This is a genomic window from Pseudomonas sp. WS 5503, from assembly GCF_012985385.1.
Lineage (GTDB): Bacteria > Pseudomonadota > Gammaproteobacteria > Pseudomonadales > Pseudomonadaceae > Aquipseudomonas > Aquipseudomonas paracarnis.
This window is the reverse complement of sequence record NZ_JAAQWI010000006.1, coordinates 122,463-144,490: the sequence shown is the minus strand read 5'-3', so window position 1 is coordinate 144,490 and position 22,028 is coordinate 122,463. Positions and strand designations below refer to the sequence as shown.

General features: G+C 60.8%; 20 protein-coding genes. 15 read left to right on the top strand and 5 right to left on the bottom strand.

The genetic code is table 11. The annotated features are described in order from the left end of the window. Nucleotides 1–113 precede the first annotated feature (113 nt). The 9 genes from iolD to HBO10_RS16940 all read left to right on the top strand — a co-directional run bounded on the left by iolD (nucleotide 114) and on the right by HBO10_RS16940 (nucleotide 9,366). Nucleotides 114–2,045, top strand: a complete 1,932-nt coding sequence (gene iolD / locus HBO10_RS16980) for a 3D-(3,5/4)-trihydroxycyclohexane-1,2-dione acylhydrolase (decyclizing) (RefSeq protein WP_034125695.1) — start codon at nucleotides 114–116, stop codon at nucleotides 2,043–2,045. 19 nt (nucleotides 2,046–2,064) lie between these two features. Beyond that, nucleotides 2,065–3,075: a Gfo/Idh/MocA family oxidoreductase gene (locus HBO10_RS16975; RefSeq protein WP_034125694.1), complete on the top strand. Its 1,011-nt coding sequence runs from the start codon at nucleotides 2,065–2,067 to the stop codon at nucleotides 3,073–3,075. 150 nt (nucleotides 3,076–3,225) lie between these two features. Beyond that, nucleotides 3,226–4,254 carry a Gfo/Idh/MocA family oxidoreductase gene (locus HBO10_RS16970; RefSeq protein ID WP_034125693.1) on the top strand — a complete coding sequence of 343 codons (1,029 nt, stop codon included), beginning with the start codon at nucleotides 3,226–3,228 and terminating at the stop codon, nucleotides 4,252–4,254. A gap of 126 nt (nucleotides 4,255–4,380) precedes the next feature. Then, nucleotides 4,381–4,557 carry a hypothetical protein gene (locus HBO10_RS16965; RefSeq protein WP_003191673.1) on the top strand — a complete coding sequence of 59 codons (177 nt, stop codon included), beginning with the start codon at nucleotides 4,381–4,383 and terminating at the stop codon, nucleotides 4,555–4,557. Nucleotides 4,558–4,606: 49 nt separating this feature from the next. Further along, nucleotides 4,607–5,542 carry a sugar ABC transporter substrate-binding protein gene (locus tag HBO10_RS16960; RefSeq protein ID WP_034125692.1) on the top strand — a complete coding sequence of 312 codons (936 nt, stop codon included), beginning with the start codon at nucleotides 4,607–4,609 and terminating at the stop codon, nucleotides 5,540–5,542. 65 nt (nucleotides 5,543–5,607) lie between these two features. Next, a complete protein-coding gene (locus HBO10_RS16955; protein ID WP_169922037.1) occupies nucleotides 5,608–7,161 on the top strand; it encodes a sugar ABC transporter ATP-binding protein in 1,554 nt (517 codons plus the stop codon). A 26-nt stretch (nucleotides 7,162–7,187) separates the two neighbouring features. Beyond that, nucleotides 7,188–8,210: an ABC transporter permease gene (locus HBO10_RS16950; RefSeq protein WP_003191668.1), complete on the top strand. Its 1,023-nt coding sequence runs from the start codon at nucleotides 7,188–7,190 to the stop codon at nucleotides 8,208–8,210. 390 nt (nucleotides 8,211–8,600) lie between these two features. Beyond that, nucleotides 8,601–9,005: a TraR/DksA C4-type zinc finger protein gene (locus HBO10_RS16945; protein ID WP_003191666.1), complete on the top strand. Its 405-nt coding sequence runs from the start codon at nucleotides 8,601–8,603 to the stop codon at nucleotides 9,003–9,005. Nucleotides 9,006–9,162: 157 nt separating this feature from the next. Beyond that, a complete protein-coding gene (locus HBO10_RS16940) occupies nucleotides 9,163–9,366 on the top strand; it encodes a hypothetical protein (RefSeq protein WP_034125690.1) in 204 nt (67 codons plus the stop codon). Here HBO10_RS16940 and HBO10_RS16935 read toward each other — a convergent pair whose 3' ends face one another. The 3 genes from HBO10_RS16935 to HBO10_RS16925 form a co-directional block, all read right to left on the bottom strand. Next, nucleotides 9,367–9,609, bottom strand: a complete 243-nt coding sequence (locus HBO10_RS16935) for a DUF2789 domain-containing protein (RefSeq protein WP_034125689.1) — start codon at nucleotides 9,607–9,609, stop codon at nucleotides 9,367–9,369. Between the two features lie 68 nt (nucleotides 9,610–9,677). Then, a complete protein-coding gene (locus tag HBO10_RS16930; RefSeq protein WP_034125688.1) occupies nucleotides 9,678–9,908 on the bottom strand; it encodes a hypothetical protein in 231 nt (76 codons plus the stop codon). Nucleotides 9,909–10,018: 110 nt separating this feature from the next. Next, the gene (locus tag HBO10_RS16925) at nucleotides 10,019–10,294 is read right to left on the bottom strand and encodes a hypothetical protein (RefSeq protein ID WP_032872432.1); all 276 of its coding nucleotides are present in this window, start codon (nucleotides 10,292–10,294) and stop codon (nucleotides 10,019–10,021) included. 394 nt (nucleotides 10,295–10,688) lie between these two features. Here HBO10_RS16925 and HBO10_RS16920 point away from each other — a divergent pair, with 394 nt between their 5' ends. Beyond that, on the top strand, nucleotides 10,689–11,138 hold the full coding sequence (locus tag HBO10_RS16920; protein WP_052199932.1) for a hypothetical protein: 450 nt from the start codon (nucleotides 10,689–10,691) through the stop codon (nucleotides 11,136–11,138). 131 nt (nucleotides 11,139–11,269) lie between these two features. Beyond that, the gene (locus tag HBO10_RS16915; RefSeq protein ID WP_034125686.1) at nucleotides 11,270–12,277 is read left to right on the top strand and encodes an ABC transporter substrate-binding protein; all 1,008 of its coding nucleotides are present in this window, start codon (nucleotides 11,270–11,272) and stop codon (nucleotides 12,275–12,277) included. Nucleotides 12,278–12,434: 157 nt separating this feature from the next. Here HBO10_RS16915 and HBO10_RS16910 read toward each other — a convergent pair whose 3' ends face one another. Both HBO10_RS16910 and HBO10_RS16905 read right to left on the bottom strand, forming a co-directional pair. Further along, nucleotides 12,435–14,561 carry a TonB-dependent receptor gene (locus HBO10_RS16910; protein WP_034125685.1) on the bottom strand — a complete coding sequence of 709 codons (2,127 nt, stop codon included), beginning with the start codon at nucleotides 14,559–14,561 and terminating at the stop codon, nucleotides 12,435–12,437. 91 nt (nucleotides 14,562–14,652) lie between these two features. Beyond that, nucleotides 14,653–15,042: a DUF2946 domain-containing protein gene (locus HBO10_RS16905; protein ID WP_034125684.1), complete on the bottom strand. Its 390-nt coding sequence runs from the start codon at nucleotides 15,040–15,042 to the stop codon at nucleotides 14,653–14,655. Nucleotides 15,043–15,135: 93 nt separating this feature from the next. Here HBO10_RS16905 and HBO10_RS16900 point away from each other — a divergent pair, with 93 nt between their 5' ends. From HBO10_RS16900 to HBO10_RS16885, 4 genes are all read left to right on the top strand, one after another. Beyond that, nucleotides 15,136–15,573 carry a DUF3995 domain-containing protein gene (locus HBO10_RS16900; RefSeq protein WP_034125683.1) on the top strand — a complete coding sequence of 146 codons (438 nt, stop codon included), beginning with the start codon at nucleotides 15,136–15,138 and terminating at the stop codon, nucleotides 15,571–15,573. Nucleotides 15,574–15,890: 317 nt separating this feature from the next. After that, on the top strand, nucleotides 15,891–17,057 hold the full coding sequence (locus HBO10_RS16895; protein ID WP_034125682.1) for an efflux RND transporter periplasmic adaptor subunit: 1,167 nt from the start codon (nucleotides 15,891–15,893) through the stop codon (nucleotides 17,055–17,057). Further along, a complete protein-coding gene (locus tag HBO10_RS16890; RefSeq protein ID WP_034125681.1) occupies nucleotides 17,054–20,230 on the top strand; it encodes an efflux RND transporter permease subunit in 3,177 nt (1,058 codons plus the stop codon). Before HBO10_RS16895 ends, HBO10_RS16890 begins: the two co-directional genes overlap by 4 nt. Further along, a complete protein-coding gene (locus tag HBO10_RS16885; RefSeq protein WP_032901662.1) occupies nucleotides 20,227–21,678 on the top strand; it encodes an efflux transporter outer membrane subunit in 1,452 nt (483 codons plus the stop codon). Before HBO10_RS16890 ends, HBO10_RS16885 begins: the two co-directional genes overlap by 4 nt. Nucleotides 21,679–22,028 lie beyond the last annotated feature (350 nt).

The window sequence follows — 22,028 nt, the reverse complement described above, 5'->3', positions numbered from 1 at the left end:
AGCGGTGTGTCAGGCAATACCTGTGCAACTGATAGACCGCTATCGCAGGCAAGCCAGCTTCCACAGTGGATCGGTGTTGAACATTCCAATTGCATTCATACAAGGTGCAAGTGATGACCACAACAAGATTGACCATGGCCCAGGCCCTGGTGAAATTCCTGGACAACCAATACATCGAAGTCGACGGCGTACAGAGCAAGTTTGTCGCCGGGGTGTTCACTATTTTCGGGCATGGCAATGTGTTGGGCCTCGGTCAGGCCCTGGAGCAGGACAGCGGCGACCTGGTGGTGCATCAGGGCCGCAATGAGCAAGGCATGGCCCACGCCGCCATCGGGTTCGCCAAGCAGCACCTGCGCCGCAAGATCTATGCGTGCACGGCCTCGGTCGGGCCGGGTGCGGCCAATATGCTCACCGCCGCAGCGACTGCCACCGCCAACCGCATCCCGTTGCTGCTCTTGCCCGGCGATGTCTATGCCAGCCGTCAGCCCGACCCGGTGTTGCAGCAGATCGAGCAGTTCCACGACCTGAGCATCAGCACCAACGATGCCTTCCGCTCCGTGAGCAAATACTGGGACCGCATCAACCGCCCCGAGCAACTGATGACCGCGGCGATCCATGCCATGCGCGTGCTGACCGACCCGGCTGAAACCGGCGCGGTGACACTGGCCTTGCCCCAGGATGTACAAGCCGAAGCCTGGGACTACCCCGACTATTTCCTGCAAAAACGCGTGCACCGCATCGACCGACGCCCGGCCACCAGCGCCATGATCGGCGACGCGCTGGCTGCGTTTCGCGGCAAGCGCAAGCCGCTGATCATTTGCGGCGGCGGGGTCAAATACTCCGGCGCCAACCAGGCACTGCAAGCCTTTGCCGAGCGTTTCGATATTCCTTTCGCGGAAACCCAGGCGGGCAAGAGCGCCGTGGTGTCCAGCCATCCGCTGAACGTCGGCGGCATCGGCGAAACCGGCTGCCTGGCGGCTAACCTGCTGGCGCCGGAGGCGGACTTGATCATCGGTGTCGGCACCCGTTATACCGACTTCACCACCTCGTCAAAATCGCTGTTCAAGCACCCCGAGGTGAAGTTTCTCAACCTCAATATCAGCCCCTGCGATGCGTTGAAGCTGGACGGCGTGCAAGTGCTGGCCGATGCAAAAGTCGCCCTTGAAGCACTGGCCGATGCCCTGGGCGATTACCGTTCGGGCTGGGGCGAGCAGATCGCCGACGCCAAGGCGCAATTCGACGCTGAAGTGGACCGCGTGCATCAGGTGCACTATCAGGGCGATGAGTTTGTCCCCGAAGTCGACGACCACCTGGACCGTGCCGTGCTGCGGGAATTCATCGAGCTGACCGGTTCGTGCCTGACCCAGAGCGCTGTGCTCGGCGTGCTCAATGCACGCCTGGCCGATGACGCAATCATCGTGGCCGCCGCTGGCAGCCTGCCCGGCGATTTGCAGCGTGCCTGGCGCAGCAAGGGCGTCAACACCTACCACGTCGAGTATGGCTATTCATGCATGGGCTACGAGATCAATGCCGCCCTGGGTGTGAAGCTGGCCGAGCCGAGCAAGGAGGTATACGCCCTGGTCGGCGATGGCTCCTACATGATGCTGCACTCGGAGCTGGCCACCTCGATCCAGGAGCGCCGCAAGATCAACGTGGTGCTGTTGGACAACATGGCGTTCGGTTGCATCAACAACCTGCAGATTGGCAATGGCATGGACAGCTTCGGCACCGAGTTCCGCTACCGCAACCCCGAGAGCGGCAAGCTCGACGGTGGCCTGGTGCCAGTGGACTTCGCCATGAGCGCAGCGGCCTACGGTTGCAAGACCTACAAGGTCAGCACGCTGGAACAGCTGGAAGCGGCGTTGGCGGATGCCCGCACGCAAAGCGTCTCCACGCTGATCGATATCAAGGTGCTGCCCAAGACCATGATCCACGGCTACCTGTCGTGGTGGCGGGTGGGTGTGGCGCAAGTGTCCACCAGTGAACGTACGAATGCAGCGGCAAAAAAACTCAATGAACACCTGGCCCAGGCCCGGCAGTACTAACAACAAGAGGAGTGTTTGCATGTCTTTGAAACTTGGAGTGATTGGTACGGGCGCCATTGGCCGGGACCATATTCGTCGTTGCAGCCAGGCCTTGCTCAACAGCCAGGTGGTGGCCGTCACCGATATCAACCTTGAGCAGGCGGCCCAGGTGGTGGCGGACTTGAAGCTGGACGCCGAGGTGTACTCGGACGGCCATGCGTTGATCAACGCGCCAGAGGTCGAAGCGGTACTGGTGACGTCCTGGGGGCCGAGCCACGAAGAGTTTGTGCTGGCCGCGATTGCTGCCGGCAAACCGGTGTTCTGTGAAAAACCGCTGGCGGTGACGGCCGAGGGCTGCCGCAACATTGTCGAGGCCGAAGTGGCACACGGTAAGCGCCTGGTCCAGGTGGGTTTCATGCGCCCGTACGACCAAGGCTATCGTGCCCTCAAGTCGGTGATCGACAGCGGCCAGATTGGCGAGCCGTTAATGCTGCACTGCGCGCACCGTAACCCCACGGTGGGCGAGAACTACAACACCGGCATGGCGATCACCGACACCCTGATCCATGAGTTGGACGTGCTGCGTTGGCTGCTCAACGACGACTACGTGTCCGTGCAGGTGGTGTTCCCGCGCAAGACCAGCAAGGCGCTGGCGCACCTGCGCGACCCGCAGATCGTGCTGCTGGAAACTGCCAAAGGCACGCGTATCGACGTGGAAGTGTTTGTGAACTGCCAATACGGCTACGACATCCAGTGCGAAGTGGTAGGGGAGAGCGGCATCGCCAGGTTGCCGGAACCATCTCAGGTGCAACTGCGCAGCGACGCGAAGCTGTCCAACGCAATCCTGATGGATTGGAAGGATAGGTTTATCGGTGCCTATGACGTGGAGTTGCAGGCGTTTATCGACAGTGTGCTGGCCGGGCAGGTCGGCGGGCCGTCGGCCTGGGATGGGTTTGCGGCGGCGGTGGCGGCGGATGCGTGTATTGAAGCCCAGGGCAGTGGGCAGATTGTGAAAGTCAGTCTGCCGGATCGCCCGTGCTTCTACGGCTAACTCACTGCAGAAAAGTGGTTGACACTGTGGGAGCTGGCTTGCCTGCGATAGCGGTCTATCAGTGACAGATTGATTGCCTGACTCACTGCTATCGCAGGCAAGCCAGCTCCCACAGTTGATCGGGTTTCCAAATCAATTCTGGAGTTGAACATGCGAATCGGACTAGTGGGCTACGGCCACGGCGGACGCTTTTTTCATGCGCCGTTGATCGCCACCCTGCCTGGCGCCACCTTTGTCGGCGTGGTAACGCGTTCACCCGAACGTCGCAAGCAACTGAGTACTGACCTTCCGGGTGTCAAAGCCTTCGACTCCATCGGCCAGATCGTCGAAGCCGGCGTCGATGCCCTGGTGATTTCCACCACCCTCAAAGGTCGCCCGGCCCTGGTGCTGGAAGCCATCGAGCACGGGGTAGCGGTGGTCAGCGATAAACCCTTTGCCGCCAACGCCGAACAAGCCCAGGCCCTGATTACCGCTGCCGAGCGCCAGGGCTCGCTGCTCAGCGTCTACCAGAATCGGCGCTGGGATTCGGATTACCTGACCCTGCGCAAACTGATCGACGCTGGCGCCCTGGGCACCATCACCCGCTTTGAATCCCGCGTGGAACGTTACAGTCCGCAGGCCGTGGGCAATGCCAGCGGTGGAGGATGGCTGCGTGACCTGGGCAGCCATCTGGTGGACCAGGCGTTGCAACTGTTCGGCCCGGTGGAGCGGGTGTTCGCTCAATTGCACTACACACCAGAACATCCCACGGTGGACCACGGCTTCTTTGTCTCCCTCACCCATGCCAATGGCGTGATTTCGCACCTGTGGGGCAACGCGTTGCAGAACAGCCAGGCACCACGATTTCGCGTCAGTGGCAGCCTGGGCTGCTACACCGTCGACGGATTGGATGGCCAGGAAGAAGCGCTGCTGGCCGGCAAGTCACCGAAAACCGAAGGTGAACACTGGGGCGCCGAGGAGCATCGACGCTGGGGCTGGTTTGAGCAAGGGCCGGAGCGTGAGCGGGTGCCGTCGGAGAAGGGCTGCTGGCCTCAATTCTATCGGCAGTTGCAAGCGGCTGTGGTGGGGCAGGGGCCGCTGCCGGTCGATGCCTATGACGCCCTGGAAACCACCCGTATATTGGACGCCGCGCGCCTGAGTGCCGAGCGCCAGCAGGTGGTTTCGACGAAAATAGAATAAAATTCTAAAACATGTTGATATGGAAATTATTTTCTAATACAGTCTTTTCCAGGTTGCATAAAGTACGTCCCGGAACCTACGGGCGACTCAACAAAAACAAGATCAAAAACAACCAGGTACCGTCAGATGAAAATCTTCAACGCTGTACTGCGAGTTTTACGCCCCCTCCAAGCGCCACGCGGACTGCCCCGCGCTCGGCCGTTCTACTTCTCCTTCCTGAATGTGCTGTGCGTCGAAAACCAGGGCGCGCTGGTGTGCTGCATTCCAGGTGCGCCGGTGGTGCGACTGACAGCCGAGTCCTGATCAACGCAACGTCGAAAAAAACCAACAAGAAAGTGGAGACAGACCGTTCATGAAGACCCCGATCCGTTTTACCGCCCTGGCCTTGTCCATGCTGCTGGCCAGCGGTGTGGCCGGCGCCGCCGATCTCAAGGTGGGCGTGACGATGTCCGCGTTCGATGACACCTTCCTCACCTACCTGCGCGAGGACATGGACAAGCAAGCCAAGTCCTATCCAAAAGGTGATGGCGTGCAACTGCAATTCGAAGATGCCCGCGCCGATGTGGTCAAGCAATTGAGCCAGGTCGAGAACTTCATCAGCCAGAAGGTCGACGCGATTATCGTCAACCCGGTCGATACCGCGTCGACCAAGAACATCATCAGTGCCGCCACCAAGGCGGGTATACCGCTGGTGTTCGTCAACCGCCGCCCCGACCAGAAAGACTTGCCCAAGGACGTGGTGGCCGTGACCTCCGATGACGTCGAGGCCGGCCGCCTGCAAATGCAATACATCGCCGAAAAACTCGGCGGCAAGGGCAAGGTCGTGATCCTTTTGGGTGACCTGGCGAACAACTCCACCACCAATCGCACCAAGGGCGTGAAGGAAGTGCTGGCCAAGTACCCGGACATCAAGATCGAGCAGGAACAGACCGGCATTTGGTTGCGTGACAGGGGCATGACCCTGGTCAACGACTGGCTGACCCAGGGCCGGGAGTTCAATGCGGTGCTGGCCAACAACGATGAGATGGCGATCGGGGCGTCCATGGCCCTGAGATCGGCTGGCAAGGAAAAAGGCAGCGTATTGATTGCCGGTGTCGACGGCACGCCCGATGGCTTGAACGCGATCACCAAGGGCGACATGACCGTGTCGGCCTTCCAGGACGCCAAGGGCCAGGCGGTAGGTTCGGTAGAGGCAGCGCGCAAGATGGCCAAGAAGGAGCCGGTCGAGCAGAACGTGGTGATCCCGTTCCAGTTGATCACCCCGGACAACGTCAAAGACTTCAAGTAGCCCTGACACCACAACAATAAGCCGGCAGGGCGGTCACGGCCGCCTTGCAGATGGAGTACCTCCCTATGCTTGCTCAAGCCGCCACGTCGCAGCCCGCCGCCCACCCGGCGCTGGCGCTGGACGAACCCTACCTGCTGGAAATCCTCAACATCAGCAAAGGCTTTCCCGGTGTCGTGGCCCTGGACGATGTGCAACTGCGGGTGCGCCCCGGCACGGTGCTGGCGTTGATGGTCGAGAACGGCGCGGGTAAGTCGACGCTGATGAAGATCATTGCCGGCATCTACCAGCCCGACGCCGGCGAGATTCGCCTGCGTGGCAAGCCGATCACCTTTGAGACGCCGCTGGCCGCGCAAAAGGCCGGGATCGCGATGATCCACCAGGAACTCAACCTGATGCCCCATATGAGCATCGCCGAGAACATCTGGATCGGCCGCGAGCAGCTCAACAGCCTGCACATGGTCAACCACCGCGAAATGCACCGCTGCACTGCCGAGTTGCTGGCGCGCCTGCGCATCAACCTCGACCCCGAAGAACAGGTCGGCAACCTGAGCATTGCCGAACGGCAGATGGTCGAGATTGCCAAGGCAGTGTCCTACGACTCCGACATCCTGATCATGGATGAACCCACCTCGGCCATTACCGACAAGGAAGTGGCCCACCTGTTTTCGATCATTGCCGACCTCAAGTCCCAGGGCAAAGGCATCGTCTATATCACCCACAAGATGAACGAAGTGTTCGCCATCGCCGATGAAGTGGCGGTGTTCCGCGACGGTCAATACATCGGCTTGCAACGGGCCGACAGCATGAACAGCGACAGCCTCATCTCGATGATGGTCGGGCGTGAATTGAGCCAGCTGTTCCCGGTGCGCGAAACGCCTATTGGTGAGCTGTTACTGTCGGTGCGCGACCTGAGCCTGGACGGCGTGTTCAAGGACGTATCGTTCGACCTGCACGCCGGGGAGATCCTCGGTATCGCCGGGCTGATGGGCTCCGGGCGCACCAATGTGGCGGAAACCATTTTTGGCATCACCCCAAGTTCCAGCGGGCAAATCACCCTGGACGGCAAGGCGGTGCGCATTACCGACCCGCATATGGCCATTGAGAAAGGCTTTGCGCTGTTGACCGAGGACCGCAAGCTCAGCGGCCTGTTCCCGTGCCTGTCAGTGCTGGAGAACATGGAGATGGCGGTGCTGCCGCACTATTCGGGCAACGGTTTTATCCAGCAGAAAGCCTTGCGTGCCCTGTGTGAAGACATGTGCAAGAAACTGCGGGTGAAAACCCCGTCCCTGGAGCAATGCATCGACACCTTGTCCGGTGGCAACCAGCAAAAGGCCTTGCTGGCGCGCTGGCTGATGACCAACCCACGCTTGCTGATCCTCGATGAGCCGACGCGTGGTATCGATGTGGGCGCCAAGGCTGAGATCTATCGCTTGATCGCCTTCCTCGCCAGCGAGGGCATGGCGGTGATCATGATTTCTTCCGAACTGCCCGAAGTGCTCGGCATGAGCGACCGGGTGATGGTAATGCACGAAGGTGAACTGATGGGCACCCTGGATCGCGCCGAGGCGACCCAGGAAAAAGTCATGCAGTTGGCTTCCGGGATGACCGCAGTCCACTGATCTACAGAATAAGAAGGTGATGGGTTATGAACGCAATAACAGACAACAAGCCGGCAACCGCACCGGTCAAGAACCGTCGACGCATGCCCACCGAGCTGAGTATCTTCCTGGTGCTGATCGGTATCGGCCTGGTGTTTGAACTGTTTGGCTGGATCGTGCGCGACCAGAGCTTTCTGATGAACTCCCAGCGCCTGGTGCTGATGATTCTGCAGGTGTCGATCATCGGCCTGCTGGCCATCGGTGTGACCCAGGTGATCATCACCACGGGCATCGACTTGTCGTCCGGCTCGGTGCTGGCCTTGTCAGCGATGATCGCCGCCAGCCTGGCGCAGACCTCCGACTTTTCCCGGGCGGTGTTTCCGTCCCTCACCGACTTGCCGGTGTGGATCCCGGTGGCGATGGGTTTGGGCGTGGGGCTTTTAGCGGGCGCGATCAACGGGAGCATTATTGCGGTCACCGGCATTCCGCCGTTTATCGCAACCCTGGGCATGATGGTCTCGGCCCGTGGCCTGGCGCGCTATTACACCGAAGGTCAGCCGGTGAGCATGCTCTCGGACTCCTACACGGCGATCGGCCATGGCGCGATGCCGGTGATTATCTTCCTGGTGGTGGCGGTGATCTTCCACATTGCCCTGCGTTACACCAAGTATGGCAAGTACACCTATGCCATCGGCGGCAACATGCAAGCGGCGCGCACTTCGGGGATCAACGTCAAGCGTCACCTGATCATCGTCTATAGCATCGCCGGTCTCCTGGCGGGCCTGGCCGGCGTGGTGGCCTCGGCACGTGCAGCGACGGGGCAGGCCGGCATGGGCATGTCTTACGAGCTGGACGCGATTGCCGCCGCAGTGATCGGCGGTACCAGCCTGGCCGGTGGAGTAGGGCGCATCACCGGCACGGTGATCGGCGCGCTGATCCTCGGCGTCATGGCCAGCGGGTTTACCTTTGTCGGGGTGGATGCGTATATCCAGGACATCATCAAGGGCCTGATCATCGTGGTGGCGGTGGTGATCGATCAATACCGCAACAAGCGCAAGCTCAAGCGCTGAGTACCTGACCCTGTAGGAGCGAGCTTGCTCGCGAAAGCTGCAAAGATAACGCGGGCTATCTGATTGAACGCGGTGTCCTTGAGTGCTTCGCGAGCAAGCTCGCTCCTACAACCGTTTGTCTTCTATATAGCTCCACAACACTGAATTTCTTGCTATAAACGCACTCCGATGACCGTTCGCCAAGCCCGTCCTGGTGCTTTTGGGGGTTGATCGGGAAAAAATGCCTGTCTTTTCAGTTGCTGCGCCCTCAAGTCGGCCTTAGACTGCCGCCCCTCGTAAATTGAGTGCCGGGTGGCGCTTGGAATGGATGGCGCCCTTCCGAGACCTGCACAGGTCGGCCGGAACGCTCCCTAATTCGCCTTAATGCACGTATTTTTTATAGAGAAATCAATGACAAAGGAAAAGTTGCTGGCCATGCCGGCGGATGACTACATGAATGCCGAACAGCACGCTTTTTTCGAGAAGTTGCTGCAAGACATGAAGGTGGAGCACCACGAGCGCATTGAGCAGAACCGTATCGCCATTGAGAGCCTGGACACCCCGGCCGACCCGGCTGACGCGGCTTCTGTCGAAGAAGAGCGCACCTGGCTGGTAAACGCCATTGACCGCGACCAGCGCATGCTGCCGCAACTTGAGCGTGCTCTGGAACGCATCAAGGAAGATTCCTTTGGCTGGTGTGACGACAGCGGCGAGCCTATCGGCCTCAAGCGCCTGCTGATCAGTCCTACCACCAAGTACTGCATCGAAGCGCAAGAGCGCCACGAGCAGATCGACAAGCACCAGCGTCAAGCCTGATGCGGTGAAGGGGGCGGCTCTCTAGCTGGCCGCCCTGGATCGGCATTGTTGCTGTTTATGCAATGAAGCTATTCCGTGGATAGCTTTTTCCAACTGGAATAAAGCCGTAGCATGGCCAACATTGTTAGCCAGCTAACTAATGCTGCGGAGAAGCTCCATGCAAAACAAAGTCGATGTGGCCGTAATGATCGGCAGTGGCGTACCCCAAACCCTGCGAGCCCTGGGCCAGCGAGCTTGCTGGGTGGTGTTGCTCAACGGTGAGCAGCGCGGCACTGCATTCGCCAGCCGGGACGAGGCGCAGGAATGCCAGGCTGCCTGGCAAGCGCTATTGCGCAGGGAAGCGTCAGACAGCCTGCATTGATCAAGCGCGGGGAGGCTCATGCAGCAGCGCATTGAGGTCATCCACTGCGGGAGCCCATTCTGCGTCGACCTGCAATTGTTCCCTGAGGAAGTTCGCCTGCTGTTCGCTCCAGAATGGCGCGTCGATGAGTTTTACATCATCGGGCAGTCGATGTTCGGCGGTAAAACGTTCGATGGCTTCCTGGCTGGAATCCAGCCCCAGTTGTTCGAACAGGGTTTCAAGGGTTGGGGTGGTGGTGTCCATAGCGTTCTCCATGCGGGCTTATCGTCATGCATGTGAGGGGCAGGGCACGCCAGAGTTCTATCGGATTGTCAGGTATTGAGCGCGCCGCAATCCACGGCGGTTTTCAGTGCCTTGGCCGCCTCTTTGCCAGCCACGGCCGCTGCGTCGGCGGTTTTGAACCAGCGGTCTTTCTCCACCTGGTGCGCGGTGACCTTGTTCAGCGGTGGTTTTGCTCGCATGATGATGACCGCTTGAAACTCACCGTCTACTTCCCTCGCATCGCCGTGGATAATAAATTCGCCAATATCAAATTCCGTCACGTATGGCTTTCCCTTCAAGGTAACTGCGTTGATGAAACCTGACCCGCGGGGGGCAAACTTCCATGGACAGGCCAGTATGGCAGTTGTTGAGGGGCAGTGGCGCGGTAAAGTCATCCAGGCGACGAAACGATTCCGCCGCCTGAGGCGTATAGCTTGGCTTCAAGGGACTTGGCCAGTTCGCAGGCTTTGATGTGATCGCTGCGAAACCCCTTGATCTTGCCGCTGGGCACTTCAAGAATATGAAAAAAGTTCTTTCCTGCGGGTACAACTTGGTAAAGCACCGAATTGGAGTACCCATTCAGGTTCAGCAGGCAGTAGTATTGCTGTTCGTCGGGACATGGTGAACGAGTGTGGAAAGACGTAGCGTCGTGTTGACGTCGTTGCATGCTCAGCTCCTGTCGATCGATCCTGATAGCTTGTCTGCGTTGTTTCGGGTGGTTTTCACCCTGGTTGCTGTTCTAGTATTGTCGTCGGTAGTTCGTGACTGGTTCCATGCCCAGATGTTTTTTTGTGTTGGGGTGTCGGAAAACTGCATTTTTAATTGGGTTATTCTCTGAAGTCGGCAGACCCGTATTCTCGGGTCGTTGAACCTGTGATTTGCTGTATCGCGGTTGACTTCCCATGAGGTCCGCCGTTGAGGTTTGTACTAGCCTTACGAGTTCTCTTCAGTTTTTTAATGACTCTGTATCGTGTCGTAACGGCCATTTTTTGTGCTGTTCGCTTTGGCGGCCAGTGCTTTTTTGATGTGGGGGCGTTTCCTTGGCAGTCAGTAATCTGGATATGCACGCGTTATTCGTGCTGGGTGATTTGCGCGCAAAGTTGGTCAAGCAGTTTCAATCTCGGTTTGTCTACGTCACTGAACAGACGCCGGAAGGTATTTATATCGCCGAAATCGATACCGAAACGGCGCTGGTCGTGGACGACAAGCCACGTCTGGAACTCAAAGTAGGTGACCATTTTCGCGCAGCGGTATTACCCAGCCGCGAAGGTGGCAAGTTCGAATTGAGGTTTCGCGATATCAAGTTGACCGTGTACGGCCTCGGCGACTATGCCTTTGTGTCGTCGAACGAAGGCCAGGGTATTGTGTTCAAGGAAGGCCACAGCGTGATGCTGGTATTCGCCGCCCATGAGCAATTGCAGGAAGGGTTGACCAAGACCCTGAAGGCCGTGACTGGCAAAGCCGCCAAATGGCGCAAGGGTGAACTGGTGACCTTCAAGGCCAGCGAGTAGGCGATAAATACGCTGTGCATCTTTGTCTTTTGGAACCTCTACTACAGTTGAGTTGACTTAACTAATCAGAGGCTTCGCGCATTCGCAGCAAAGCCGTTCGCCATGACTGCGAAAACGCGAGGTGCACAGGCATGAAAGGATTGAAGTCACTGCTGGCGGCGGGCCTGACGACCCTGAGTCTGTCATTGCCGGTATCGGCTGCCCAGGCACCGGTGCATTTTGCCGACCTGAACTGGGAAAGCGGCAGCCTGATCACTGAAGTACTGCGTTTTATCGTCGAGAAGGGCTATGACCTGCCCACTGACACCTTGCCTGGTACCACCATTACCCTGGAAACCGCCCTGGCCAAGAATGACATCCAGGTGATCGGCGAGGAATGGGCAGGCCGCAGCCCGGTGTGGGTGAAGGCTGAAGCCGAAGGCAAGGTGGCGGGCCTGGGCGATATCGTCAAAGGTGCGACCGAAGGCTGGTGGGTGCCGGAATACGTGGTCAAGGGTGACCCCTCCAAAGGGCTAAAACCCCTGGCTCCAGATCTGAAAAGCGTGCAGGACCTGGCGCGCTACAAGGACGTGTTCAAGGACCCTGAATCTCCGGGCAAGGGGCGTTTTCTGAACAGCCCCATTGGCTGGACCTCCGAAGTGGTCAACAAACAGAAGCTCAAGGCTTATGGCCTGGACGACAGCTATGTGAACTTCCGCAGCGGTTCGGGGGCGGCGCTGGATGCGGAGATTGCCTCGTCGATTCGCCGGGGCAAGCCCGTGCTGTTCTATTACTGGTCGCCGACCCCGTTGATGGGGCGCTATAAATTGATCCAGCTGGAAGAACCGCCATTTGATGCAGATGCGTGGAAGACCCTGACAGACGCAGACAATCCGAACCCGAAGCCGACACGCTCATTGGCTTCCAAGCTGAGCATTGGCGTGTCGACGCCGTTCCAGCAGGAACATCCGCAGATTGCCCAGTTCTTCGAGAAGGTCGAGTTTCCCATCGAGCCGCTTAACAAAGCCTTGGCGACGATGAGCGAGCACCACACGCCGCCTCGGGAGGTGGCCCAGGCGTTTCTCAAGGAACATCCGCAGGTGTGGAAGGCCTGGTTGACGGAAGATGTGGCGCAGAAGGTCGAGGCGAGCCTCCAGTAACCGGCGGTCTTTGTATCGAGTGAAGATCAAGATGTGGGAGCTGGCTTGCCTGCGATGACTGAGTGTCAGACAACATATTTTTATGCTGACCCACCGCTATCGCAGGCAAGCCAGCTCCCACATTCAATTGCATTTCAAGTCAACGGTCGTTGCAGCGTTAGAACTTGGTCTGTACGGCCAGCTCAAAGGTCCTCGGTGATCCCAGATAATACGCCGGCGACACATGGGCAAACTCGGCATACACCTCGTTAGTCAGGTTGCGTACGCGCCCGGTTATCGAGGTATGCGCATCCACCTTATAGCGCAGGAAGGTGCCGAACAGCGTATAGGCCGGTACGGTCTGGGTGTTGGCATTGTCGGCATACACCTGAGCGACATAGCGCGCATCCACCCCGCCTTGCCAATCCTCGGCAAAGTCATAGGTCAACCACAGGTTGCCCACGCGCTTGGGCACGTTGGTTGGCGTATTGCCCTTGCGCGACACCACGGCGCCGCTGGCGATTTTCTCGTTGAACTCATCGTACTGCGCGTCCACCCAGGCGAAGTTGCCTTCGGCCAATAGCCTCGGCGTGATGCGCAACGAACTGGCCAGTTCGATGCCCTTGGACGACTGCGCGCCCACCGGGATGCTGCTGGTCGGGTCCAGCGGGTCGGTGACGGCGAAGTCCTTGCGTTCGATCCTGTACGCGGCGACCGTGGCGGAACCGCGGCCTTCCAGGTAATCGAACTTGCTGCCGATTTCCCATTGCTTGCCGGTGGACACGTCGAACACCTGGGTAGTGGTGTTGGGCTGTTCGACGGCGGTGCTGTATTGCACATAGACGTTGGCGGAGGGCATGAACTGATAGGTCAGGCCCACCCGGCCCGTTACCGGCTCCCAACTGCGCTTGAAGTGTCGCGGGTTGGTGGCGGTGATCATACGATGGTTGGTCACGTCCAGATCAATGGCGTCATAGCGCAGGCCGGTCAGCAGCGAGAGCTTATCCGTCAGTCCCAGACGGTTTTCTACGAACAGTGCCTTGGTCGTCACCTGGTTGGTCTTGTCCTTGACGAAACCTGGCCGGGTACCGGGAATATCATAGAAGTGCCCCGGGTCGTAGTGGTTTGGGTCTACGGTACTTTTGCCCGGCACGTTCAACGGGCTGTTAGTGGTGCTGTTGATCTTGTACTCAAAACCTCCGGACCAGGTGGTGGCGAGGCCGAAGACGCTCGTGTCATGGCGCAGTTCGAACTGGTTGCCGTCCTGCTCGCCCTGATGCCGCACCTGATAGGCCGTCGAGCGGTTCACCGCGCTGTTGTCGGCGTTGTATTGGTAGGTCTCCAGGTTGCGGTAGTCGCGCTGGCTGTCGAGGTGATAGAGGGTATTTTTCAGTGTGGTGCTGTCGTTGATCCGGTAGTCGATGATCGAGCGTGCCCAGATCGTGCGTTGCTCATAACGGCCGTCGGCTACGTTGTAGTTATTGAAGCGGTTGTGCTTGTCGATCTTCAGCTCACCGGCCTTGGGGTTGAGCACCGGCGTGCCCCAATACGGGCTGTCTTCATGCTCGTCCTGATACTCCAGCGCCAGGGTGTGGGACAGGTTCGGGGTGAGGTCGCTGAGCAGGGAAAACGCCACGCTCCAGGCATCGCGCTGGTCGCGGTCGATGTAGCTGTGATTGGTGTTGCGGCTCACATCCAGGCGGGCGTAGTGCTGCACCTCGGCGCCGGGTTCGGTCAGCGCATGGTTGAGGCCGAACGCCATACCGGCGGTGTCGTAACTGCCATAGCTCAGTTGGCCCTCGATGGCCTGTTCCTCGCGGCTTGCCAGCTTGGTCACGTAGTTCAGCGAGCCACCCACTGAGCCTGCGCCGTTGATCAGGGAGGAGGGGCCGCCTACCAGTTCGACGCGGTCATAGATCCACGCATCCACCGGTCGCGCCAGGCCCGTGGCGACATTGATGCCGTTGAACATCTGGGTGATCTGGCTGCTGGTAAACCCTCGGTACGAGACAAACCCGCCAAACCCAGGCGGCGCGCTGGCGTTGACGCCGGGCAGGGTATTGGCCGCATCGCGGAAGGTCTTGGCGCCGTGGCGCTCGATATCGTTGCGGTTAGCAATGGCCACCGACGCCGGGGTTTCCCGCACGCTCAGGCCAAGGCGCGAGGCCATGCCGCTGGATTGGTCCAGGGCCAGCCCAGGCTCGGCACTTTGCTCGCCGTCAATGGTGGTTGGCGCCAACTCAAGGGCCGAGGCGCAAACAGGCAGGCAGCCGAACAGGCCCGCCAACAGGGGTAAATGTTTCATGGTTGAATCCTGAAAACTTGGCTCGAAAACAACGCACTGCTCCCCGTACTCCTTACGGAAACGAAGCGGTGCAGATCAGAACGCGCAGGGATCAGGCGAAGGCAGGTGGCGCGCGCGGATTAGCCGCAGGCCAGGTGAAGCGGGCGGGAATGTCGGCGGCGAGCACCACCGCTGCGGGTGGCGCATGGGGTTGCGGCAGGACTGCCACATTCAGGTGGGAGTTGAGCGCCGGGCCCATGCCGCCGGTAGAACACAGCGGGCAACCAAACGCCTTCGACAGCGTTGGCAGGCTCTCATCCGTAGAATTGCTGGGCAGGGGCGCCTGGGTACGTGGGTCCACCGTACAGAACTGGCCGCTGATGCCGTTGAGCTGCATCCCCACCATCTGCCCATGACCAATGCTGCAGGCGAACACATTGAACAGGACGCAGCAGTAGAGCGTCCAGGCAATGAGTGAGCGGTCGGCACGGGCGAGTTTCATGGGGCAGCACTTTATCATCAGCGACCGACGAAATGCCTGCAAAAAAACTCAGGGCGGCTATCCTCATTCGCACATTTTTGTGGAGCGCCGACCATGAGCTTTGTGATTGCGCGATGGATCGTCGGGGTATTTACCTTCATCAGCATGGTGCATCTGTATTGGGCTGCGGGTGGCAAGCTCGGCAGCCTGGCCGCTATCCCGCAACTGCCCGGAGAGTTTGCCAGCGGGCCGCGACCGGCGTTCAAACCGTCGGCGCTGGGTACTTTTCTGGTGGCGATGGGGCTGGTGGCGATTGCCTTGCTCGTGTGTCTGCGCGCCGGGCTGTATTTCTCGCCGGTGTCCCACGGGGCGTTGCAGTGGGGTATCAGCGCGATTGCCGTGCTGATGTTTGCCCGAGCGATTGGGGATTCGGAGCTGGTGGGGTTTTTCAAGAAGGTCGGCGGGTCGAGGTTTGCTCGCCTGGATACCTATTTCTATTCGCCGTTGTGCCTGGTGTTGGGCGCCGGCTTGCTGGTGGTGGCGTGGAGCTGAGCCTGAGCCCACAGATACCTGGCTGACACCGCGCAATCCAAATGTGGGGGCTGGCTTGCCTGCGATGCAGACACCTCGGTCTACCAGCCAAACCGGGTTGATCCCTTCGCAGGCAAGCCAGCTCCCACCTTCAACCACGCTCGACAGGTAAGCCCGAGCGCCACCAAGCCCCTGTGGCCGCCATTTGATTCACCTCCAAGTATTTCCCAGACAAAAACACACCCCCCGGTTTTATAGCGCTTGACCTTCCCAGTATGGCAAGCCGGATAAAAACCCCACGTGTCGGTTTGTCTTGAAAATTCCAAGGAGGGTGAACGATGTACACCAAACCAGTAAGCCTCATTACCGGGGCGTTGGCCGTAGCATTGATGCTCGGCGGATGCTCGGACAATGCGCCGCCAGCTGCAGCAGCCAAGGCACCCGGCGTGCCGGTCGCCCAGGTGGTGGCGCGTGCGGTGACGCCGTTTGTGGAGTACACCGGTTCGTTGACCGCCATCGACCAGGTTCAATTGCGACCGCGAGTCAGTGGCTATCTGCAAAGTGTCAGCGTGCCCGAAGGGCAGTTCGTGGCCAAGGGCAGTCCACTGTTTGTGATCGATCCGCGTATGTTCCAGGCGGCAGTGAACGCAGCCAAGGCACGTCTGCGCGAGGCCGAGGCCAATGCGTTGCTGGCCCAGGCCGAGCATGGCCGTGCCGAGCAGTTATATGCCAAGAAGGTGGTGGCACGTGATCGTCTCGACACCGCCGTTGCTTCGTTGAACGCCGGCAGAGCGCAGGTGGAGGCCGCCAGGGCTGCGTTGGATACAGCCCAACTGGACCTGAGTTACACCCGCGTCACCGCACCTATCAGCGGGCGTATCGACCGCGCCCTGGTGACGGAAGGCAACTATGTCACCCGTGGGGAAACACCCCTGACCACGATTGTCTCCATCGACCCCTTGCATGTGTATTTCGATGTGGACGAACGCACTTACCTGCATTCGCTGGCGGCGACGCGGCAGCACGCAGGGTCCAAGGGCGAGCAAGCTGCCAAGGTCATGGTGGCGATGCTCAACGACACCACCTATGCACGGGCCGGTCGCGTGGATTTTCTGGCCAACTCGGCTGACCGCAAGACTGGCACGGTGCGCGTGCGTGCGGTGGTGGAAAACCGGGATGGGCGCTTGACGCCGGGGCTGTTCGCCAAGGTCAAGCTGGATACCGGCGTGGCGCAACCCCGGGTGTTGGTTGCCGACCATTCCATCGGCACCGACCAGGGCCGCCGTTATGTGCTGGTTGTCGGTGAGGGCGACAAGACCGAGTACCGCCCGGTGGAACTGGGCCCGGTGGTCGACGGCCTGCGGGTCATCGAACAGGGCCTGCAACCGGGCGAGCGCATTGTCGTCAAAGGCCTGGTGCGCCCCGGCATGCAGGTAACACCACTGGCTGCCAGCATCGAGGGCAAGCCGCTTGAAGCACCGCTGGCGGTGGGGGGCGTGCAATGAGCTTCCCACGCTTTTTCATTGACCGACCGATCTTCGCCATTGTCCTGTCGGTGTTGATGATGATCGGCGGCATCGTGGCCTTCTTCCATCTACCGTTGAGCGAATATCCCGCCGTCACGCCGCCCACGGTGCAAGTGACGGCGTCGTATCCGGGGGCCAACCCGCAGGTGATTGCCGAGACGGTGGCGGCGCCGCTGGAACAGGTAATCACCGGGGTTGAGGGCATGCTTTACATGACCTCGCAGTCGGCCACCGATGGCCGCATGATCCTGACCGCAACGTTCGCCCAGGGCACCAATGCGGACATGGCCCAGATCCAGGTGCAGAACCGTGTGTCGCGGGCTTTGCCGCGCTTGCCCGAAGAGGTGCAGCGCCTGGGCGTGGTCACGCAGAAAACCTCGCCGGACATCCTCATGGTGGTCCACCTGCTGTCCCCCGACCAACGTTATGACCCGCTCTACATCTCCAACTATGCCTACCTGCAGGTGCGCGATGAGTTGTCGCGCCTGCCGGGGATCAACGATGTGCTGGTGTGGGGCGCGGGTGAATACAGCATGCGCCTGTGGCTCGACCCGGACCTGATCGCCGCCCGTGGCTTGACCGCCGGCGATGTCATCACCGCCGTGCGCGAGCAGAACGTGCAAGTGGCGGCCGGCTCGGTCGGCCAGGCACCGGATTCCACTGCGGCCTTCCAAGTCACGGTCAATACCCTCGGGCGCCTGACGGATGAAGAGCAGTTTGGCGACATCATCATCCGCACCGGCGATAACGGCCAGGTCACGCGCCTGCGTGATGTGGCCCGTATCGAGATGGGCGCCGATGCCTACGCGCTGCGCAGCCTGTTGGACGGCGAACCTGCGGTGGCCTTGCAAATCATCCAGAGCCCGGGGGCGAACGCGCTGGATGTGGCGCAGTCGGTGCGCGATACCATGCAGCGTCTGCAAACCAACTTCCCCGAGGGGTTGGTGTCGCGGATTGCCTATGACCCCACCGTGTTTGTGCGCGCTTCACTGGAGTCGGTGGCCATCACGCTGATGGAAGCGATCCTGCTGGTGGTGATCGTGGTGGTGGTGTTCCTGCGCAATTGGCGCGCGTCGCTGATTCCCTTGATGGCCGTGCCGGTATCGATCATCGGCACCTTTGCGGTCATGCACCTGATGGGCTTCTCCCTCAATACGTTGTCGCTGTTCGGCCTGGTGTTGTCGATCGGCATCGTGGTCGACGATGCAATCGTGGTGGTGGAGAACGTCGAGCGGCATATCGAGAACGGCGAGGAGCCGATGCAGGCTGCGCGACGGGCGATGAGCGAGGTCACCGGCCCTATCATTGCGATCACCTCGGTGCTGGCGGCCGTGTTCATTCCCACCGCGTTTCTCAGTGGCCTGCAAGGCGAGTTCTATCGGCAGTTTGCGCTGACCATCGCGATTTCCACCATCCTCTCGGCGGTCAACTCGTTGACCCTCAGCCCGGCGCTGGCCGGCCTGTTGCTGCGGCCACGGCATGCCGCTGTGGTGCATGACCCGCGCAGCCTGCGTGGTCGTGCCGCACGGCTGTTGGAGGTACTGGGCCGGCCGTTCCAGCGTGCGCCGCAAGCCTATGGCAACACTGTGCGCAAGGTCGTCGGCCGTCGTGGCGTGGCGCTGTTGGCTTACGGCGGCTTGCTCGCATTGACCTGGTTCGGCTTCAACGCGGTACCGGCCGGCTTCGTGCCGATGCAAGACAAGTACTACCTGGTCGGTATCGCCCAACTGCCGAACGCGGCCTCGTTGGAGCGTACCGATGCGGTGGTGCGGCAAATGTCGAAAATCGCCCTGGATGAGCCGGGGGTCGAGAGTGTCGTGGCGTTCCCGGGACTGTCGGTCAACGGCTTCGTCAACGTTCCGAATGCGGCGGTGATGTTCGTCATGCTTGATCCGTTCAAAGAGCGCACCTCGCCGGATATGGCGGCGGTCGCCATCGCCGGGCGTCTGCAGGCCAAGTTTGCGAGCATCCCCGACGGCTTCCTCGGCGTGTTCCCGCCGCCACCGGTGCCGGGGCTCGGGGTAACCGGGGGCTTCAAACTGCAGGTCGAGGACCGTGGCGGCGTCGGGCTGGAGGCGCTGGTGCAGCAGACCCAGGTACTGATGACCAAAGCCACTGAGTCAGGCCAGGTAGCCGGGCTGATGACCAGCCTGGACGTCAATGCGCCGCAACTGAATGTCGACATCGACCGCACCCAGGTCAAGAGCCAGGGCGTGCGCCTGGCGGATGTGTTCGAGTCGCTGCAGGTCTATCTGGGGTCGCTGTACGTCAACGACTTCAACCGGTTTGGCCGCACCTACAAAGTCACGGCCCAGGCCGACGCGGACCATCGCATGCAGGCCGAAGCCATTGGCCGCCTGCAGGTGCGCAATGCCGCCGGGGACATGCTGCCGTTATCAGCGTTTGTCACGGTCACGCCGAGCTCCGGGCCTGACCGGGTGATTCACTACAACGGCTATCCCTCGGCGGATATCTCTGGCGGTGCGATGCCTGGGGTCAGCTCCGGGCAGGCGGTTGCGCTCATGGAGCGCCTGGCCCAGGAGGTACTGCCCGAGGGCGTGACCTATGAATGGACAGACCTGACCTACCAGCAAAAGCTCGCCGGGTCATCGGCCCTGTTTATTTTCCCGCTGTGTGTGCTGCTGGCTTATCTGATCCTTGCCGCGCAGTACAACAGTTGGCTGCTGCCGTTGGCGGTGTTGCTGATCGTGCCCATGTGCCTGCTCAGCGCAATCCTCGGCGTGTGGCTGGTGGAGGGCGACAACAACGTGTTCGTGCAGATCGGGTTGGTGGTGCTGGTGGGCCTGGCTGCGAAGAACGCCATCCTGATCGTCGAGTTTGCCCGCAGCCTTGAAGCCGAAGGCGCCAGCCCATTGGAAGCGGTGATCCACGCCTGCCAATTGCGCCTGCGCCCTATTTTAATGACGTCCCTGGCGTTTATCGCAGGCGTAGTCCCGTTGGTGTTTGCCAGTGGCGCCGGAGCCGAGATGCGCCATGCCATGGGGGTTGCGGTGTTTGCCGGGATGTTGGGCGTGACGCTGTTCGGTCTGTTCCTGACGCCCGTTTTCTATGTGGTGATGCGCAGCCTGGCGCTGCGCGTGCAGCGTCAGGGGGCGAGTCCGACGGTGCAGCTAAAGGAGAGCGCATCATGAAACAGGCGTATCCAGCTTTTCTGTTGTCGTTGACCCTGCTGGCCGGTTGTGGCTCGGTGGGGCCGGATTATTCCGCGCCAGTGCTGCCCGCTGCGCAGCGGGCGACGAGCTTCGGCGCGCCCATCGCCGGGCTTGGTCCGGGCGAGGTCGAAGTGCAGTGGTGGCAAGTGTTTGACGAGCCGGCATTGAGCCAATTGATCCAACAGGCACTGGCGGCCAACCACGACATCGGCATCGCCGCCGCACGCCTGGACGAAGCCAAGGCGCTGTTGCGCGAAAGCCGCCAAGGCTTCCTGCCCAGCGGCGGCGCCGCCCTGGGCTACGAGCACCGCCAGCGCAGCGAGGTCGAGACTCCCTTCGGCGAGCAGCGCTCTATTGAAACCACCCGTGCGGCGGTGGATGCAGCCTGGGAAATCGACTTGTTTGGGCGCGTGCGTCGCTCGGTGGAGGCGGCCCAGGCCCAGGCGGGGTCGCGTCAGGCGTTGCTGCGCAGCGTGCAAGCGAGCGTCGCGGCGACCGTCGCGGCAACCTGGTTCGAGTTACAAGGGATCGAAGCCGAACAGGCGGTGGTCGCGGATATCAGCCAGAGCCAGCGCGACAGCCTGGGCCTGGTGGGGCAGATGGTCAGCGTCGGCGCCGCCACCGAATTCGACCGGCTGCGTGCCGAGGCCTTGTTGCGTAATGTGGAGGCGGTAGCGCCTGACCTGGAGCGACGTCGCGCCAAGTCAACCAACGCGCTGGCGGTGCTGCTGGGGCAAGCGCCCCAGGGGTTCAAGCCACCGCTGGCCCGGCCTGGGCGTGAAACCTTGAACCTGCGCACGTTGCAGGTGGGAGACCCGGCCGGCTTGCTGGCGCGCCGTGCCGATATTGCCGCGGCCGAACGCACGCTGGCGGCTGCGACCGCGCAGATTGGCGTGGAAACCGCTGGCTTGTATCCGGATATCCAGGTGCAGGGTTCCATCGGTTTGCTGGCCGGAAGTCTCAGCGCCCTGGGCGATGCGGGCATGCAGTCGAACTTTATCGCGCCGGTGATTCGCTGGTCACTGCTGGACACCGGGCGCGTACGAGCGCGGATTGCCGCCAGCGAGGCACGCACCCAGGCGGCATTGATCGCTTATGACCAGACCGTGTTGCGGGCCCTGCAGGAAACCGATGATGCGTTCCAGGCCAACCGTACGGCCGGCAACGCCCTGGGCTTGCGGCTGTTGGAGGCGGCCGCCAACCGTGAGGCAGCCAGCTTTGCGCGCGAGCGGTTTGCGCAAGGCGAGGGTGTGTACCTGGATGTGCTTGAGGCCGAGCGCGCGGACTTCACCAGCCGCCGGGCGTTGACGGCGGCGCGCACGGAACAGCGCTTGGCGGTGGTGGGGATCTATAAGGCGCTGGGTGGTGGGTGGGAGATCTGTGAGAGGGCGGGGCAGGCGTGCAAGGGGGCTACGGTGTTGCGCTAATGTGGACCTGTGGGAGCTGCCTGCGAAGGCGGCCCGCCAGCCGACGCCTATCTACCCGATACCCCAACGATCCAACTGTGGGAGCTGGCTTGCCTGCGATAGCGGCCTGACAGCCGACACAGGTGTCAGACCGAGTACATATCCATTCCTGCGGTAACGGCCACTTAGGGTTCCGCTCTTACAGCGGGTCACTTTTGGAAAAGAGCCCCAAAAGTAACCAAAAGGGCTCTTGCCCCACCACTCGGCACCTCGCCCAGGCTCGGTGTGCCCGTAATCCGCCAGTGATTTGGGGGGCCGCCGCCACGCGCCATCCATGGCGCGGGGCGGCTAAACCGGCATCCCTGCCGGTT